Here is a 17,494-nt window from a genome sequence, read left to right as displayed (position 1 = left end):
GCCAGCCTCATGGCTAAGATGCTGCCCCCGCAGCGCCGCGCTGTTGGCGAGTTGGCGCAAGAGACGGGGATCCCCAAGGACACCCTCTAACGTTGGCGCACGTTGGCCGTGAAGGCCGATCCCGCGGCGGCCCCGGCGCCAAGCGGTGCGCACGAGCGCAGCAGCGCCCAGCAGTTCGCCGTGGTGCTGGCGACCAGCGCGCTGGATGCCGCAGCCTTGAGCGCCTCCTGCCGCGCGCCGGGCCTCTACCCCCAGCAGGTCGAAACCTGGCGGACGGCCTGCGTGCCGGCCAATACGCCGGTATCGGATCGGATCGCGCGGGCCGCCCGGCGCGAGGATCAACAACGGATCAGTGCCCTGACGCCCGAGCTGGCCTTCAAGGAGCAGGCGTTGGCGGAGACCGCCGCCCTGCTGGTGCTCCCAAAAAAAGTCCACGCCCGCTTCATGGCTCCCGCGGACGGCCTATCGACCTGGAGCAGCGCCGCACCGTGAGCACGCTCATCGCGGAGGCCTGTCGCGCCGGGGCGCGCCAGCAGCCGGCCTGTCGGTGCCTGGGCCTGTCGCTGCGCACCCGGCAACGCTGGCGCAGCACCGCAGGCATCACGGCCGATGCCCGAGCCGCGGCCGGGGCGGCGCGCACGCCGGCCAACCGCCTCGACGCGGCGACGCGCGCGGCGATCCTGGCGGTCGCCAACCGCCCGGAGTTCGCCCACCAGCCCCCCACCCGATCGTCCCGGCCCTGGCCGACCAAGGCATTGACATCGCCTCGGCCTCGCGCTGCTACCGGGTGCGGCGCGCGGCAGGGCAGCTCGCCCGTCGCGGCCAGGCCCGTGCTCCGACCCGGCAGCGCCCCGCGCCGCTGCAGGCGACCGGACCCAACCCGCTGTGGCGCTGGGACATCACCTATGTGGCCAACACGCTGAAGGGGAGCTGCTGCTATCGGTACCTATTCATGGATGTGGCTGTCTGCAGCCGCAAGATCGTCGGCTGGGCGGTCTTCGCGCAGGAAAGCGCCAAACCTGCCGCCGCGGTCTTCACCGCGGCGTATCAAGGCGCAGGCGTACCCCGCCAGACCCTGGTGCTACATGCGGACAACGGCTCGCCGATGAAGGGCGCCACCCTGCTTGCGACCCGGCAACGCCTCGGGGTGGTGCCCTCGTTCAGCCGACCGGCGGTGAGCAACGACAACCCCTACTCCGAGGCCCTGTTCAAGACCCTCAAGTACCAACCCGATTTTCCCGCCCAACCCTTCGACGGTCTCGCCAGCGCGCGGCGCTGGGTCGCGGGCTTCGTCGCCGGGTACAACGAGGCCCATCGCCACCGTGCCCTGAAGTTCGTCACGCCGGGACAGCGTCACCGCGGGGAGGATCAGGCCTTGCTCGCCGGACGCCGAGGTCTCTACGCGGCCGCCAAGGCGCAATACCCGGAACGCTGGAGCGGCGCGATCCGCAACGGGGAGCCCGATGCCGTCGTGCTTCTGAATCCCGGAAAACCCCTGAAACAGGAGCCACAATCGACACCAACAACGGCCTAGCTGACGCGACATCTTCCTTGACAACGACCGGAGACGAAAATAAAAAGGGTCATTGGGGTGTTGATAGCGTGGCAACCGCTCCTTGCGGGCCGCGCTCTGACGGCGGGGACAGAAGCATCTGCGGAGGTGAGCGGCACGGAGTCGCGCCCGGCAAGCATGTTCGGCTCCGACCGCGATGCCCAGGGGTGCATCGGCTCGGCGGGTTATTCCGGGTGCGCGCGGGAGCAGCGGTGCGTCCGGTCCTGGGAGTTGGCGCAAACGCGGGGGTTCCCTTCGACGGAGGAGGCCTTCCGAGCCTACTGCGCCGTAACCCAGTAGCCGGGCGGGGTCGTGCCGGGTCGCTCCACCCCGGCCCGGCCTATTTAAGGCGGTTGACCCGATTACAGGTTGCCGCGTCGCGGCGCGCTGGTTAGGATGGATAGAGGCTGGCTGTCGGAGCGGTCCCTCGACCCTGATCGTTTCAGCCTGTCGCACCCTTGACAAATAGCCATGATTTTCAGTCGGTCTGGCCTAACTCAGCGCCAGGCCCCCGTCCCCTACCTCGGCTTGCAGGCTAATCCGCAATCAACGATATGACTGAACACTTTGAGGATACCGGCTTTATCCCCCTGAATATCGCCGTCCTGACGGTCTCGGACAGCCGGGGGGAGGCCGAGGATAAATCCGGGGCTCTGCTGCGCGACAAGGCCGCAGCCGCTGGGCACCGGGTGGTGGCACACGAGATCATTCCCGATGATATCTATCGGATGCGGGCCGTCTTTTCGCGCTGGATTGCCGCTCCCGACATTCAGGTGGTTCTGGCCACGGGCGGCACAGGGGTCACCGGCCGCGACAGTACGCCGGAGGCTATCGGGCCCCTCCTCGACAAGCGCATCGAGGGCTTCGGCGAACTCTTTCGGGCCCTCTCCCGAGAGGAGATCGGCATCGCCAGCATCCAGTCCCGCGCCCTCGCCGGCCTGGCCAACGGCACCTTCATTTTCTGCCTGCCGGGCTCCAGCGGCGCCTGCCGCACGGCCTGGGACCAGATCCTGGCGCCCCAGCTCGACCACCGCACCCGGCCCTGCAACTTCGCCCAACTCCTCAAGCGGGTGCTGGAGAAGTAGTTCCGCCCCGAAATCCACCCCGGTTAGCGAGAGAACGAACCATGACTAGCCCCCCCGATGGTTGCTACGCTGACCCAGCCGGATCCAAAGCCCTCCTGAGAAAGGACGAGGCCGTGCAACGCCTCTTGGCCCAGGCCGTTCCCGTCCAGGAGCACGAAAACCTCCCCACTTTGGAGGGGCTGGGGCGAGTCCTGGCGACCCCGGTGGTGAGCCAGATCACCGTCCCCGGCTGGGACAATAGTGCCATGGACGGTTACGCCCTGCGGGCCGGGGATCTGGCGGGGACCCAGGGCCGCCTGCGCGTCTCCCAACGCATCGCCGCCGGAAAACCGGGAACCCGGCTGGAGCCCGACACCGCGGCGCGCATCTTCACCGGCGCCCCGATCCCCGAGGGGGCCGACACGGTCGTGATCCAGGAGGTCTGCCGCGCCGAGGGTGACGCGGTCGTCATACCCCTGGCGGTGACACCCGGCGCCAATATTCGGCGCGCCGGCGAGGACATCCAGGCCGGGGCCGAAATCATGGCCGCCGGTACCCGCCTGCTTCCGCAGCACCTGGGCCTGGCGGCCTCCGTGGGTGTGGCGGAGCTGAACGTCTGGCGGCGGCTCAAGGTCGCGGTTTTTGCCAGTGGCGACGAATTGGTGATGCCCGGCCAGCCCCTGGGCCCCGGGCAGATCTATAACTCCAACCGGTTCACCCTGCTTGGCCTGCTGGCGGGGCTGGGTTGCGAGACCCTGGACCTGGGCAGGGTGCCGGACAACCTGGAGGCGACCATCGCCACCCTGACCGCCGCCGCTAGCCAGGCGGACTTGGTGCTGGGGAGCGGCGGCGTTTCGGTGGGCGAGGAGGATCATGTCAAGTTGGCCGTGGAACGGATCGGCACCCTTGATCTCTGGAAGGTCGCCATCCGCCCCGGTAAGCCGCTGGCCTTCGGGCATCTGGGCCCCGCACGGACGCCCTTCATCGGCACCCCGGGTAACCCGGTGTCCCTCTTCGTCACCTTCTGCCTCTTCGCCCGGCCCTTCATACGCCGAATGCAGGGCAGCGCGGGCAACCTGGAGCCCCAGGCCTTCGCGGTCCCTGCCGGCTTCGATTGGCCCAAGGCCGCCGATCGCATGGAATTTCCCCGCGCTCGCCTGGCAGCCGGCGCCGATGGCCAGCCGGAGATCCGCCTCTATCCCCGTCAGTCCTCCGGCGTCCTCAGTTCCGTCACCTGGGCGGACGGGCTGGCGGTCATCCCCGCCAACCAGACCATCAGGCGCGGGAACAGGGTCCAGTACCTTCCTTTGAACGAGATCTTGGCATGATCCAACTCCGTTACTTTGCCAGCCTGCGGGAGCGTCTCGGTACGGGCGCCGAGGCCATCCCCTGCCCTAGTCTCGCCAACCTCGACCGCGCCCTTAGCGTGGCGGATCTTCTCCATCTGCTGCGTCAGCGTGGCGAGCCCTGGAGCGATGCCTTGGGCGGGGAGGAGAGCCTGCTCGCCGCCGTCAACCAGGAAATGGCCCGACCCGACACCCTGGTCCAGGATGGCGACGAGGTTGCCTTCTTCCCGCCCGTCACCGGCGGTTAAAAGGCCGGTCCCGTCACACAGGCTGCCGCTCCCCGCGCAGCCGCACCACCCTCCTACCCGCGCCTCTATCTAGCGCTATCGCGCCATAAGGGCATGAAGCTCTTCAACGCCCTCAAAAGTAGCGGGAACGGGGGCCTGGGCGCATACATTTGGGTGTTTTCCCCCATTATTTCTTGTAGGAAGGGATGCTACAAAGTCCTTGAAGGCTTCCCCGGGTGGGTCTGTGGCGGAGCGACCTCTATCTACAGCCTGGTAAGTCTGTGGAGGGGGCCCATCACCCCGAGGAAGGCGGATGCCGATAACCTGAAACCAACCTGGGGGAATTCACATGGCTAACTGCAAACCAACGCCTATGGCTAGGCCCCGGGGGGGCGGACGGACCCTGTTCCTGCTGTCCCCCCTGACCTTGACCCTTGCCACCGCCCAGGCGGTGCCTCTGCCGGGCGGTACCCTAGACCCCTTGACGATCCCCAAGTATGTGACCCCCCTGGTCATCCCGCCGGTGATGAAAAATACCGGCGCGGCTAACGATTACGACATCGCGGTGCGCCAGTTCAAACAGCAGATCCTGCCCGGCGGCATCTGGAATACGCTTAACGGCCGCGCCGACGTCTTTCCAGCGACCAAAGTCTGGAGTTATGGACCCGACTCCGATCCCTTGCCCGATTCAACCAGCCTGGGCGGGGGCGCGGGGATAGCCCCGGCACCAAATTCCCAGTTCAACTATCCGGCCTATACGATCGAAAATAAGTCCTTCGAGACCACGACCGTCGATTGGATCAATCAGTTAGTCGTGGATCCAGTGGCCTGCAAGGCGACCACGGGCTTCGCGGGCGATCCCAACTGCGCCTTCATCCCCCATCTGCTGCCCATCGACCGCTCCCTGCACTGGGCTAATCCCGAGCAGCTTAACTGCATCGATCCGGACAAGTCCAAGGACTGTGCCCCGGATCCGGCCACGAACGGGCTCCTCCTCCAACAACCCTACCCGGGGCCAGTCCCCATGGTCGTGCATGTGCATGGGGCCCATGCCGGACCCGAGAGCGACGGTTACCCCGAGGCCTGGTGGCTCCCCAACGCCAACAACATCCCCGCTGGTTACGCCACCACCGGCACCCTGGTCAACCGGTTCGGCGGCGTCACCACCAATGCCGACAACCGGCCGGGTGTCGGCACCTTCACCTATCCCAACACCCAGCCCTCCAGTACGATCTGGTATCACGACCACGCCTTGGGCATGACCCGCAACAATGTCTATGCGGGACCGGCGGGCTTCTGGATTCTGCGCGATCCCCGAAACCCGGCTGGCGAGACCGGCCTGGTGTCGGGCCGCCTCCCGGCGCCCGCGCCCGTGGCGGGCGAGGACCTCGCGACCACCAACCTCCCAGCCTCGCGCGGCGGTGCCCGCGAGAAGTATCGCGAGATCCCCATCGTCATCCAGGACCGTTCCTTCAACGCCGACGGCTCCCTCTTCTATCCGGACAACCGGGCCTTCTTCGAAGGCCTGCCACCGAGCCAGCTCCAGATCCCCTTCCTCGGCGATGCCACGAACCCCTCCGACATCGCCCCCATCTGGAACCCTGAGGCCTTCTTCAACACCATGGTGGTGAATGGCGTTACCTGGCCCACCCAGGAGGTAGCCCCCGCCCTGTACCGTGTCCGCTTGCTGAACGGCTGCAACTCCCGCTTCCTCAACCTATCGCTCAAGCCGGTGGACCGGGTTTCCGGTAAGCCGATCAGAGTCAAAAGGACAGAGTGGGTCACCCAGAAAAATGGCAAGCTCAAGGCCAAAACCGACAACCTAGAGGAACTGCCCTTTTACCAGATCGGCGCCGAGCAGAGCCTCTTGCCACGCGTCGTGAGGGTGACAACCGGTACTGCGACCCCCCTACCGGGTAACGGCACCCTCCCCAAGCCGGTTAAGGGGCCGCATCCCGCCCAGGCCCTCCTGCTGGGCAATGCCGAGCGCGCGGATGTGATCCTGGACTTCCGCGGCCTGCCGAACGGGACCCTGATCCAGATGTTCAACACGGCGCCCGATACCCCCTTCGGCGGCTTTCCGGACATCCCGGCCGACCCCGCCACCACGGGCCAGGTGATGCGCTTCGTAGTTAATACCAGCTTGCTGGGCACCAGCCCCACAGACGAGAAGCGCGCCCCGAATGGGACCCTCACGAACCTGACGACCGCGGCCACCCCGCCCGAGAGCCTGGTGTTGGGCCCCGTTGAAGGGGTGGATACCTATCCCACCGGGGTAGCCAACCTTAATCCCATGCCCCGTGACCAGGCGCTGCTTGAGGAGGAATCCCTGAAGGTCTGCGTCACCATAGCCCCGACCGGAGCAATCAGCTTCGACCCGACGGCGACACCTGACCCCGCGAACCCGGGGACCTGCGTGCTCACCGGGACCGCCACCCTCGCGGCCGCCGTACCCTTCGCACCCAAGGCCGCCGTGCTCGGCATCAACGGGAGGACGGGGGGCACGGTGTCCCTCTGGTCGGACCCCATACAGACCAATCCGGCACTCAATGCGACCGAGACCTGGGAGTTCTGGAACTGGACTGTGGATGGTCACCCCATCCACGTCCATCAGGTCAAGTTCAAGGTGATCAATCGGGAGGCCTTCGACCCCTTGACGGGCGCCTTGTCCGGTGTCGCGCGGCCGGCGCAGGCCACGGAGGCCGGCTGGAAGGATACGGTGGTCGCCTACCCCGGTCAGGTCACCCGTATCGCCGCGACCTTCGTCATCCCGGGTCTCTATGTGTGGCACTGCCACATCGTCGAGCACGAGGACAATGAGATGATGGTGCCCTACTGCGTGGGTGATAAGGCCACCGCCCCCGGGTGCGGCGTCGTGCCCTGAGGCTTTCCCAGGGCCAGGCCATCGGGCCTGGGCCACCTTGATCTTGGGGCCGCCCGTGGGCGGCCCTTTTCATCACCCCGGCAAGACGCTATTTTGGCTAGACCAAGTCTGTATTCTTGCCACCCGTTAACGATGGAGTAACCAAGAGATGAAGATTAACACCCTGGTGGGTATAGCCCTTCTGGCCGCGCCCTGGGGCCTGGTCGTGGCCGCCGAACCCCTGAACCTCGAGAATGACACCACCCGCATCAACTATAGCCTGGGCTATCAGATCGGCGGAGATTTCAAACGGCAGGGGGTCGATATGAACGCGGCGGCGATCACCCAGGGCATCGCGGACGCCATCTCCGGCGCGGAACCTCTGATGAAGCCGGAAGACATGCTGACCACCCTCGCCGATCTCAAACAAAAAATCGTTGCCGAGCAACGGCAGCGCCTCGCCGACCAGGAACTCAAGGTTGCCGAGGAGAGCAAGAAGTTCCTGGAGGAGAACGCCAAGCAGGCCGGAGTAGTCACCACCATGAGCGGTCTTCAGTACCAGATTATCGAGCCAGGAAAGGGTAAGACCCCGGGCCCGACCGACCAGGTGACGGTGAATTACCGAGGCACCCTGATGGACGGCCAGGAATTCGACAGCTCCTACAAGCGGGGTCAGCCCACCTCATTCAAGTTGAATGGCGTGGTCAAGGGCTGGACCGAGGGGCTCCAGCTCATCAAGGAGGGGGGCAAGATCAAACTCTTCGTGCCGGCGGCACTCGCCTATGGCGAACGGGGTCCCCTGGCCAACCAGACCCTCATCTTCGACGTCGAACTGATCGCGGTGGGCGAACCGGAGAAGCCTGCGGCGGCCGAGCCAGCCCAGCCGAAGAAGTGATCCAGGTCCCGGATGGGGGTGAGTAAAGATGAGGTGCCGGGTCGCCACCACCTGGGTTTTCGCCGTGAGCCTGCCGCTCGCGGCGATCCTCGGCGCGGTGGCCGAGACCCCTATCTCCAGCGACCCCCAAATGGACATAGGCCGCCGTATCTATCGGGAAGGTCGCCTGGCGGATGGCTCGCCACTGCGGGCCATCCGCCCTGAAGGCTTCATATTGGAGGGGGAGCAGGCGGCCTGCGTCACCTGTCATCGGGACAGCGGCATGGGGTCCGTGGAAGGGTCCCTGGAACTGTCCCTCCTGGTACCGCCGGTCGCCGGCCCCCTCCTCTTCGCCCCGGCCCGCTTCACCGGCACCTTTCTGAATAAGGCACATCATTGGGTACCCAATAAAGCCTGGGCGCGGGCCCTCACGCGGGGAGCCTATGATGACCAGAGTTTCGCCCGCGCCCTGCGCGAGGGCCTGGATCCGGACGGCCAGCCCTTAATAGCGCCCATGCCCCGCTACGAGTTCGACGAGAGCTCCCTTTCCGCCCTGGCGACCTACTTGCGGGGTCTCGGCACGATGCCCGCCCCGGGCGCCGAGCCCGACGGATTGCTGCACCTGGCGACGGTCGTGACCCCGGACGCCCCGAGCGAGCAGGGTGAGGCGGTGATCGGGGTGTTGCAGGCCTGGGCCTCCGCATCCCAGGCCTCCGGCAGACCCTGGGCTCTGCAGGTCTGGGAGCTGTCGGGCCCGCCAGAGACCTGGTCAGGGCAGTTGGAGGCCCGCTATCGGGAGCAGCCAGTATTCGCCATCCTGTCGGGGGCCGGTGGTGCCGAATGGCGGCCAGTAGACCGCTTCTGCGAGGCGCGCCGGGTCCCCTGTATCCTGCCATCCCTGGAGATCGCCCCCGAGGGTGATCCGGGCTTTTATTCGCTCTATTTCTCCCCCGGGGTCACCCTGGAGGCCCGGCTGCTCGCCGCCCATCGGCGTGCCGAGTCCCTGGTACCAGGGGGCAAGCCGCCGCCCATCGTTCAGATGTTTAGCGACGCCTCCGGGCGGCAGGCCGCCGAGGTCTTGGCGGCCACCGAGGCCCAGCCAGAAAGCCCGCGCCGCTTCCGCCCCACGGCCCCGGCGGCCGGGTTGGGTGCGCTGGGCAAGGCCACCGCCCTGGCGTTATGGCTCAGACCCGCGGAGATCGCTCTGCTCGTGGCGGCCATGCCCGAGGGCCCAGGCTCGGGGCCTATTTACCTGTCCTCCCTGCTGGCGCCACCCGAGTCCCTGGCGTTGCCACCCGCCTGGAAGGCGCGCGTGACCTTCGTTTCCCTGTTTGACGATCTCGGGTTACAGGGCGAGATCGCCCGACTGCGGCTGACACACTGGCTCGATCGCCAGGGGCTGGAGACCGGGGGAGATGCGCGCCCTCGGGCCGATGCCTACGCGGCCGCTTACCTCTTCACCCGGGCACTGGGAGAGATCCGCAGTCAGGAGGCGCGTCGGCCCCGGGTGCCCTTGAGCCGCGAGCACCTGCTGGAGGCATTGGAGCGAGAAGTCAACAAGTACGCGGACGGGACACCGCTGGTCGATCCCGACAGCCACGTAGCCTTCTACGGGCGCATGAGCCTTGGACCCCGGCAACGCATGGCGGCGCGCGGGGGCATGCTGCTGCGCTTCATGTCCCCGGAATCGCATCGCCTGGTGGCAGTCACCGGGCGCCTCGTACCCTGAGGCGCCAATATCCCGGAGTAAGCAGGGGGTCTTTAACGCGGGCGGATGCGCCCGCTCGGCCGGCCTACCGAGAGGCCGCCGGGTCCGCACCCAGGGCGGCGTCCGCCTTGAGGAGCGCCGCCGAGACACTACCCTCCTGGGTGATGGAACCTGGCGTGGCGGGCTCGATGGCGACCAACTCGATCTCGTAGATAAGGTCACGCTTGCGCAGGAGGTTGTTGCCGGCGGCGGCGAAACCCAGCGCGGGGGGCACGACGACACGCCAGCGGTCGCCCTCTCGCATCAGGAGCAGGGCCTCCCGCAGACCAGGAACTAGAATCTCCTCGACCCGCAGGCGCGCTGGCTCCGGGTCTTCGTGGGTGGAATCGAACACGACTCCCGTTGTCAGCCGCCCTTCGTAACGGAGGGCGACCCGGTCTGGCGGGTCAGGCCGGCGCCCCTGGCCCGCATTCAGGATCTCGTACTGGACCCCGCTGGGCAGGGTGACGACGCCTGGCCGTTTGGCATTGAGGACGGCAAAATCGTCGACGAACCCCAGGGTCCGGGCGGGTGGCGGGTTCGGTGTCGCGGTAGCCTCGCCGCTCTCGGCGACGGCGGGGGGGTCGGCCTCAAGCGGCGCGAGGGCCTGACGCATCGCCTCCTGGCTCACCCGCGGCTCGGCCTGGGCCAAGGCGTCCAAGGCGCCTTGCAACATGGCCCCTGGATCCACACCGCCACCCTGACGCGCGAGGCCCGATAGGTAACCGCCAAGCTCATAGCCGATGGCGTAGCTGGCCATCTCGCCAGGCTTGGGAACCGCCGCAGGGGCCAAGTCCGCCGAGGCAGACCTCTCCATACCGGCGCGCAGTTCCGTGACCAGGTCCGTGGCGCTGGCGAAACCGTCGAAACGTACCCAATTTTCACCGTGTCCGATCCGCAGCAAGGACAGGGGCGCGTGATTCATCTTGTCCCCCCGATAGGCGTCAAAGGCCTTTTGCACCCGGATGCTGTCCTCCAGGCTACCCGTGAGCAGCACCCATTGGGGGCCGGCATCGAAGCGCTCGGCATAGTGAGCCAAGGCGGACGGGTTGTCCTGCTCCGGATCGATAGAGAAGGACACCATCATCACCTGGTCACGGTCCCCGGCCAACTCTCGCCCCACTTGCTGGAAGGTCGCGCTCATGGCCGGACAGATGGCGGTGCAGGTGGTGAAGATGAAGTTCGCCAGGATCGGCTTGTCGGTATTTAAAAGATCCCGCAGGATGACGGGCCTACCCTCCTGATCGACCAGGGTGACGTCCGGGATTGAATAGTGGGCCTGGGATCGACTCACGCTGGCGGGGGCCGGGTGATGATGATGGGCATGAGGGTCGTGCCCGGCGCTGGCGGGCGCCTGCGCGAAGGCCGTTGGACCCTTGGCTAGTCCGGCTAGCACCCAGGCCACCAGAGCAAAACCGATGACAGCGGCGGGTGCGATGCGTAAGCGATGATGCACGAGGGGCCTCCACGAGCCAGGTAAATTCAGGATCGGATAGTGGCGCGGATCAGGCTTTGCCGCAACCCCCCCGACGCCCACCTGGAAACGCCTGCCCCAAGCGGCGCCCAGTGAGCCGGCCTGGTCGTGATAGGCGGCGGGGACCGTCCATAGGGCGAGAAACGGGGCACAGCCCCAAAAAAAAGCCCCGCCGGGGCGGGGCTTCGTCTCACTGGGTCGGATGACCCCGGGCGCTTACATCATGTCCATGCCGCCCATGCCGCCCATGCCGCCACCACCGCCACCGCCGTGGCCGTGGGACTCCTCCTTGGGCTCCTCGGCCACCATAGCCTCGGTGGTAATCATCAGACCCGCAATGGAGGCGGCGTTCTGCAGGGCATAACGGGTCACCTTGGTAGGATCCAGGATGCCCATCTCGACCATGTCGCCGTACTCGCCATTGGCGGCGTTGTAGCCATAATTACCTTCGCCGGCGACGACCTTGTGCAGGACGACGGAGGCCTCGTCACCGGCGTTGGTGACGATCTGACGCAGGGGCTCTTCCAGGGCACGGCGGGCAATATCGATGCCGACATCCTGGTCATGGTTGGAGCCCTGGAGACCCTTGACGCGCTGCAGGGCGCGGACCAGGGCGACACCGCCGCCGGGGACGATGCCTTCTTCCACAGCCGCACGGGTAGCGTGCAGGGCGTCCTCGACGCGGGCCTTCTTTTCCTTCATTTCCATCTCGGTGGAGGCACCGACCTGGATGACGGCCACGCCGCCGGCCAGCTTGGCCAAGCGTTCCTGGAGCTTCTCGCGGTCGTAGTCGGAGGTGGTCTCCTCGACCTGGGCGCGGATCTGCTCGCAACGGCCCTTGATGTCGGCCTCGCTGCCAGCGCCATCGATGATGGTGGTCTCTTCCTTGTTGACCTGGACCTTCTTGGCGGTGCCCAACTCGTTGAGGGTGGTCTTCTCCAGGGACAGGCCGACCTCTTCCGAGATGACAGTGGCGCCGGTGAGGATGGCGATATCCTGAAGCATGGCCTTGCGACGATCACCAAAGCCGGGGGCCTTGACGGCACAGACCTTGATGATGCCGCGGATGCTGTTCACCACCAGGGTGGCGAGGGCCTCGCCTTCCACGTCCTCGGCCACGAGCAGCAAAGGCCGACCCGCCTTGGCCACGGCTTCCAGCACCGGCAGCATATCGCGGATGTTGGAGATCTTCTTGTCGTGGATGAGGATGAAGGGGTCTTCCAGTTCGCAGTTCTGGCCCTGCTGGTTGTTGATGAAGTAGGGAGAGAGGTAGCCGCGGTCGAACTGCATGCCCTCGACCACATCCAACTCGTTGTGCAGGGACTTGCCTTCCTCAACGGTGATGACGCCTTCCTTGCCAACCTTCTCCATGGCCTGGGCAATGATCTGACCAATGGACTCGTCGGAGTTGGCGGAAATGGTGCCGACCTGGGCAATGGCCTTGTTCTCGGTGCAGGGCTTGGACAGGACACGCAGCTCGGCGACCACGGCCTCCACGGCCTTGTCGATACCGCGCTTGAGGTCCATGGGATTCATGCCAGCGGCAACGGCCTTGAGGCCTTCGCGCAGCATGGCCTGGGCCAGAACGGTAGCGGTGGTGGTGCCGTCACCCGCGACGTCGGAGGTCTTAGAGGCGACTTCCTTGACCATCTGGGCGCCCATGTTCTCGAACCGATCCTTGAGCTCGATTTCCTTGGCGACGGAGACGCCGTCCTTGGTGATGGTGGGAGCGCCAAAGCTCTTCTCCAGCACCACGTTGCGGCCCTTGGGACCCAGGGTAATCTTGACGGCGTTGGCCAGGACGTTAACGCCGGCCATCATCCGAATACGGGCATCATCGCCAAATTTGACGTCTTTTGCGCTCATGCTTGAGTTCCTTAATTCATTCAGTGGGGTGTAAGGGGGGTCCGGGTGCTGGCGGAGGCGCTCAGCCCTCGATTACGCCCATGATGTCTTCCTCGCGCATCACGAGGAAATCATCGCCGTCGAGCTTGACCTCGGTTCCGGAGTACTTGCCAAACAAAACGCGGTCACCGACCTTGAGGTCAAGGGCGCGGACCTGGCCATTGTCGAGGGGCTTGCCGTTACCGACGGCAATGATCTTGCCTTGGATGGGCTTCTCGGTGGCGGAATCGGGTATGACGATGCCACCAGCCGAGGTGCGCTCTTCTTCCATACGGCGAACGACCACGCGGTCGTGAAGGGGACGAATGTTCATCGAGAACGGTCTCCGGAGTGATAACGGGTTGGGTTAGGATAAGTTTTTGGCCGCCAGCGGCTGGATATAAGCTACCCGAGGCTCGACGGTCACGCGGGGCGATGCTGTTTGTTAGCACTCACCGCTTGCGAGTGCTAATAATAGGGGCTTGTCTTAGCGTGTCAAGGGTTGGACCGCGCAAATATTACGCAGGCGGGTCCCGGGGACTGAAGGACTGGCCCCCTTCAGTCGGATTCACGGCGGTAATCGCCTTCGATGATGCGAGGACCGGCCGGGCCACCGGGACCCTCCTGTCCCGGAGGCAGGATGACGATAAAGCGCTTGATGAGGTGCTGGCGAATGGCGGGAATCAGGAGCAAAAATCCCAGGGTGTCCGTCAGGAAGCCGGGCAGGAGGAGAAAGAGGCCCGCGACCAGCAGCAAGGCACCGTCCATCACCGCCAAGGCCGGTAGTTCACCCTGATCCTTGACCCGTCGCACCCGCGCCAAGACATCAAAGCCCTGCCGCCGCACCAGGTAGCCACCCAGGGCCGCCGTGAACAAGCTGATGCCGATGGTGGGGAGGACACCGATCTCGGTACCAACCTCGATGAGGAAATAGAGTTCAACCAGCGGGATACCGACCAGGAAAAGTAAGAATAGGATCAAGTCGGGTTGCCCTTTTGACATGGAAGAAGCGGTATACCGGCCCGCGCCGGCCGTGATTAAGGGTAACATCTCGCGATCTTTGGCCCAAGACCGCCACCAGGTCCCCACCAGCCCTCGGGGTATCCAAGCATGACCGATGACGTCCTTCTGGCCTACTGCACCTGCCCGGACGAGTCCGTGGGCCTGGCCCTCGCCGAGACCCTGGTCGGCGAAGGGCTGGCGGCCTGCGTGAACCTCCTGCCGGGGGTGAGGTCCATTTATGTCTGGCAGGGCAGGATGCAATGCGACGCCGAGGTCCTGCTGCTGATTAAAACCGCCGCCTCCCGTTTTCCGGAACTGGCGGCGCGGTTGCGCGAGTTGCATCCCTACGACCTCCCGGAGATTATGGCGGTCTTGATCAGCCATGGCCTACCCGACTACCTTAACTGGGTTATTACATGTACCAACGCCACTTCCCCCGCCTCTGCCTGCTCCTGATCCTGGCGCTATGCGCCACCGCCGCGCCCCGGGCGGAGGAGGAATTTCTGTTGCCAGAAGAGGCCTTCCCCGTCGTGGTGGTGGCCGAGGGGCCGAACACCCTGGTCCTGAACTGGTCGGTGGCCGAGGGCTACTACCTCTACCGGAATAAGTTCAAGTTTCGCAGCCTGACGGAGGGCATCCGGACGGGCGAACCGCGACTCCCCGCGGGCGAGAAGCGCCAGGACGAATTTTTTGGTGAGGTCGAGATTCTTCGCGGCCCGGTAGGGGTCAGGCTGCCCATCGAAAGGGCAACCGGGGAGGGCAGGCGCCTGAGCCTGGAAGTCAGCTCCCAGGGCTGCGCCGACGCCGGCCTCTGTTACCCCCCGCACCGTCAGACGCTGGCCCTTGACCTCCCACCCCTGGCCAGCGACGACGGGGCGGTGGACAAAACCAAACCTTTGGCTTCCAGTAATAAATCAGCCCTGACCCAGTCCCTGGGCCTCACCGCACCGACCGAGGATCAGGCCCTGCTCCCGGCGGAGGAGGCCTTTCGCCTCGCCGCCGAGGTGGTGGGTCCGGATCGCCTGCGCCTCACCTGGATCATCGCCGAAGGCACTTATATCTATCAGGATAAGTTAGCCCTCGGTCTGGAGGGGCCCGCGGGCATCAGCATCGGTGATTACCAGTTGCCCCCCGCGGAACAGGTGAAGAATGCCGTCAGGCCCGATGGCAGCCTGGGGGAGGTGGCCCTCTATCGGGATCGCATCGACCTGGAACTGCCCATTCAGCGGGGTGATACGGAGGCGACGACCATCACCCTGGTTGCCAAATTCCAGGGATGCGCCGACATCGGCGTCTGTTACCCCCCCCGCCAGGAGCGGATTGAACTAGCCCTACCCGCGGCGACCGGAGCGGCTCTGACAGCGGTAGCCCCCGGCGGCGAGCCCCAAACGGCGCCAGCAGCCAGACTAGCCAAGGCTGACCTGGCCGCAAGCCCAGTCTCCACCGCGCCGGCCACCCCCCCCCCGACGGCGACCGGCCCCAGCCCCCAGCCTAGTGCCCCCGTCTCCGAACAGGACCGCATTGCCGCCACCCTGGCCAGCGGCAACGTCTGGGCGGCCCTGGCCCTCTTCTTCGGTTTTGGCCTGCTCCTGGCCCTGACGCCCTGCGTCTTTCCTATGATTCCCATCCTGTCCGGCATCATCGCCGGCCATGGCCCGGGCCTCTCCACCCGCAAGGCCTTTTGGATGTCCCTGACCTATGTCCTGGCCATGTCCTTGACCTATGCCATCGCCGGCCTACTGGCGGGCCTGGGCGGGGCCAACCTTCAGGCCGCCTTCCAGGACCCCTGGATACTCTCCCTATTCGCCCTGGTCTTCGTCGCACTGGCCCTATCCATGTTTGGTTTCTACGACCTGCAGTTACCCTCCAGCCTCCAGACCCGGATCGCCGCTTTCAGTCAGCGCCAGCAGGGGGGGCATCTGATCGGCGTGGCTATCATGGGCGTCCTTTCCGCCCTGATCGTGGGTCCCTGCGTGGCACCACCCCTGGCGGGCGCCCTCATCTTCATCAGCCAGTCCGGCGACGCCCTCCTGGGCTTCGCCGCCCTCTTCGCGATGGGCCTGGGCATGGGGGCGCCGCTCCTGGCGATCGGCACCTCGGCGGGCAAGCTGCTGCCCCGGGCCGGCGCCTGGATGGAGGCGGTCAAGGCGGTCTTTGGCGTCGCCCTGCTCGGGGTTGCCATCCTCCTCCTCGAACGCCTGCTGGCACCCAGTGTCGCCATGCTGCTCTGGGGCGCCCTGCTGATTTGTTCCGCGACCTACATGGGCGCCCTGCACCACCTACCCCCCGAGGCCGGCGGCTGGCGCAAGCTATGGAAGGGCCTGGGCCTGGTCACCCTGGTTTATGGCGCCCTCATGCTGGTGGGGGCGGCGGCGGGAGGTAAGGACACCCTCCAACCCCTGCGCGGCCTGGGATTCGGGCCAGGGGGCACCAGCCCCGGCGCCGTCCCCCACGCGAGTTTCAAGGCCATCAAGGGGGTAGCGGACCTGGAGCGGGAAATCGCCGCCGCCCAGGCCAGCGGCCGTCCCGTCCTGCTGGACTTTTACGCCGACTGGTGCGTGTCCTGCAAGGAGATGGAGCGCTACACCTTCTCCGACCCCGCCGTCGCTGCCGAGATGGCACGCTTCGTCCTGCTTCAGGCGGATGTCACGGCCAACGATGAGGAGGACCAGGCCTTGATGCAGGGGCGCTTCGGCATCCCAGGCCCGCCCGCCATCCTCTTTTTCGATCCCCAGGGCCAGGAACGGCGCGACCGGCGTCTGGTTGGCTTCATGCCCGCCGCCGAGTTCGCCAGCCATTTGCAGGGCCTGCGCCCTTGAAGACGGGAAAGTTCGTGCTGGTGACCGTCCTGGCCGGGGCCATCAGCATCCTGATCGCCGTCCTGGGTCAAACCTGGTGGAGTGATGAGAAAGCCTCCAGCCTGTCCTTGCCCGGTCTCCCCAAAAACGCCCAGGACCCTCTCCGGCACTTGCCCGCCTTAATTCTGAGGGACCTGGATGGCCAGGAGATCGCCAGTTCGGCCTGGGCCGGCAAGGTGGTGATCCTGAATTTCTGGGCCACCTGGTGCCAGCCCTGTCTGAGCGGGATACCCCTCCTCCAGGAGGCGCACGCGGCGAGCGACCAGGTACGGGTGATCGGGATCGCCATTGATACCCAGGAGGAGGTGGCCAGCTATCTGGCAAAAAATCCGGTCAAGTACCCGATGCTACTGGGCGGGACCGAGGCCGTGGAGCTGTCCCGCCGCCTCGGCAATCGGCTGGAAGGCCTGCCTTTCACGGTGATTTTCGACCGCCAGGGCAGGCGGATCCAGGCCCACAATGGGGAGGTCACCCAGGCTTTCCTGGCCGAGAACCTGGCGCCCTTGCTCGCCGAGGCCCCCCGGACCCCATCGCTGGCAAACTAGGGATAAAAGCGCGCGGAACTGGACAGCCTCTCGCTGAATCCGGAGAATCCCGTAATTA

Annotated in this window: 16 protein-coding genes; 12 read left to right on the top strand and 4 right to left on the bottom strand. The window is 65.9% G+C overall.

Going from position 1 to position 17,494, the window contains the following annotated elements; all coding sequences use genetic code 11:
• Positions 1 to 108: 108 nt before the first annotated feature.
• From IPN92_11320 to IPN92_11280, 9 genes are all read left to right on the top strand, one after another.
• Complete coding sequence (locus tag IPN92_11320) at positions 109 to 492, top strand: hypothetical protein (protein ID MBK8638833.1); 384 nt, start codon at positions 109 to 111, stop codon at positions 490 to 492.
• Entirely contained in the window at positions 489 to 923 is a 435-nt protein-coding gene (locus IPN92_11315) for a hypothetical protein (GenBank protein MBK8638832.1), read from the top strand. The genes IPN92_11320 and IPN92_11315 overlap by 4 nt, the downstream gene beginning before the upstream one ends.
• Positions 908 to 1,534 (top strand): transposase, encoded by a 627-nt coding sequence (locus tag IPN92_11310; GenBank protein ID MBK8638831.1) that lies wholly within the window; start codon positions 908 to 910, stop codon positions 1,532 to 1,534. The genes IPN92_11315 and IPN92_11310 overlap by 16 nt, the downstream gene beginning before the upstream one ends.
• Before the next feature lie 572 nt (positions 1,535 to 2,106).
• Entirely contained in the window at positions 2,107 to 2,637 is a 531-nt protein-coding gene (gene moaB, locus IPN92_11305) for a molybdenum cofactor biosynthesis protein B (protein MBK8638830.1), read from the top strand.
• 41 nt (positions 2,638 to 2,678) lie between these two features.
• A complete protein-coding gene (locus tag IPN92_11300; GenBank protein ID MBK8638829.1) occupies positions 2,679 to 3,944 on the top strand; it encodes a molybdopterin molybdotransferase MoeA in 1,266 nt (421 codons plus the stop codon).
• Positions 3,941 to 4,210 (top strand): MoaD/ThiS family protein, encoded by a 270-nt coding sequence (locus IPN92_11295; GenBank protein MBK8638828.1) that lies wholly within the window; start codon positions 3,941 to 3,943, stop codon positions 4,208 to 4,210. Before IPN92_11300 ends, IPN92_11295 begins: the two co-directional genes overlap by 4 nt.
• A gap of 352 nt (positions 4,211 to 4,562) precedes the next feature.
• Positions 4,563 to 7,073, top strand: coding sequence for a multicopper oxidase domain-containing protein (locus tag IPN92_11290; protein MBK8638827.1), 2,511 nt, complete (start codon positions 4,563 to 4,565; stop codon positions 7,071 to 7,073).
• A gap of 148 nt (positions 7,074 to 7,221) precedes the next feature.
• Positions 7,222 to 7,947, top strand: a complete 726-nt coding sequence (locus IPN92_11285) for an FKBP-type peptidyl-prolyl cis-trans isomerase (GenBank protein ID MBK8638826.1) — start codon at positions 7,222 to 7,224, stop codon at positions 7,945 to 7,947.
• A 28-nt stretch (positions 7,948 to 7,975) separates the two neighbouring features.
• Positions 7,976 to 9,655 (top strand): hypothetical protein, encoded by a 1,680-nt coding sequence (locus IPN92_11280; protein ID MBK8638825.1) that lies wholly within the window; start codon positions 7,976 to 7,978, stop codon positions 9,653 to 9,655.
• Between the two features lie 64 nt (positions 9,656 to 9,719).
• Here IPN92_11280 and IPN92_11275 read toward each other — a convergent pair whose 3' ends face one another.
• The 4 genes from IPN92_11275 to IPN92_11260 form a co-directional block, all read right to left on the bottom strand.
• Positions 9,720 to 11,129: an SCO family protein gene (locus IPN92_11275; GenBank protein MBK8638824.1), complete on the bottom strand. Its 1,410-nt coding sequence runs from the start codon at positions 11,127 to 11,129 to the stop codon at positions 9,720 to 9,722.
• Between the two features lie 234 nt (positions 11,130 to 11,363).
• Complete coding sequence (gene groL, locus IPN92_11270) at positions 11,364 to 13,013, bottom strand: chaperonin GroEL (GenBank protein ID MBK8638823.1); 1,650 nt, start codon at positions 13,011 to 13,013, stop codon at positions 11,364 to 11,366.
• A 61-nt stretch (positions 13,014 to 13,074) separates the two neighbouring features.
• Entirely contained in the window at positions 13,075 to 13,365 is a 291-nt protein-coding gene (gene groES, locus IPN92_11265) for a co-chaperone GroES (protein MBK8638822.1), read from the bottom strand.
• Between the two features lie 224 nt (positions 13,366 to 13,589).
• On the bottom strand, positions 13,590 to 14,033 hold the full coding sequence (locus tag IPN92_11260; protein MBK8638821.1) for an FxsA family protein: 444 nt from the start codon (positions 14,031 to 14,033) through the stop codon (positions 13,590 to 13,592).
• A 108-nt stretch (positions 14,034 to 14,141) separates the two neighbouring features.
• On the opposite strand from IPN92_11260, the gene IPN92_11255 reads away from it, so the two are divergent.
• From IPN92_11255 to IPN92_11245, 3 genes are read left to right on the top strand one after another with little or no spacing between them, the layout of a single operon-like run.
• The gene (locus tag IPN92_11255; protein ID MBK8638820.1) at positions 14,142 to 14,489 is read left to right on the top strand and encodes a divalent-cation tolerance protein CutA; all 348 of its coding nucleotides are present in this window, start codon (positions 14,142 to 14,144) and stop codon (positions 14,487 to 14,489) included.
• Positions 14,450 to 16,852, top strand: coding sequence for a protein-disulfide reductase DsbD (gene dsbD, locus IPN92_11250; GenBank protein ID MBK8638819.1), 2,403 nt, complete (start codon positions 14,450 to 14,452; stop codon positions 16,850 to 16,852). The genes IPN92_11255 and dsbD overlap by 40 nt, the downstream gene beginning before the upstream one ends.
• Positions 16,849 to 17,436: a TlpA family protein disulfide reductase gene (locus tag IPN92_11245; protein ID MBK8638818.1), complete on the top strand. Its 588-nt coding sequence runs from the start codon at positions 16,849 to 16,851 to the stop codon at positions 17,434 to 17,436. The genes dsbD and IPN92_11245 overlap by 4 nt, the downstream gene beginning before the upstream one ends.
• The last annotated feature ends 58 nt before the right edge of the window (positions 17,437 to 17,494 follow it).

Source organism: Chromatiaceae bacterium, from assembly GCA_016714645.1.
Lineage (GTDB): Bacteria > Pseudomonadota > Gammaproteobacteria > Chromatiales > Chromatiaceae > M0108.
This window is presented reverse-complemented; position numbering and strand designations above follow the sequence as displayed.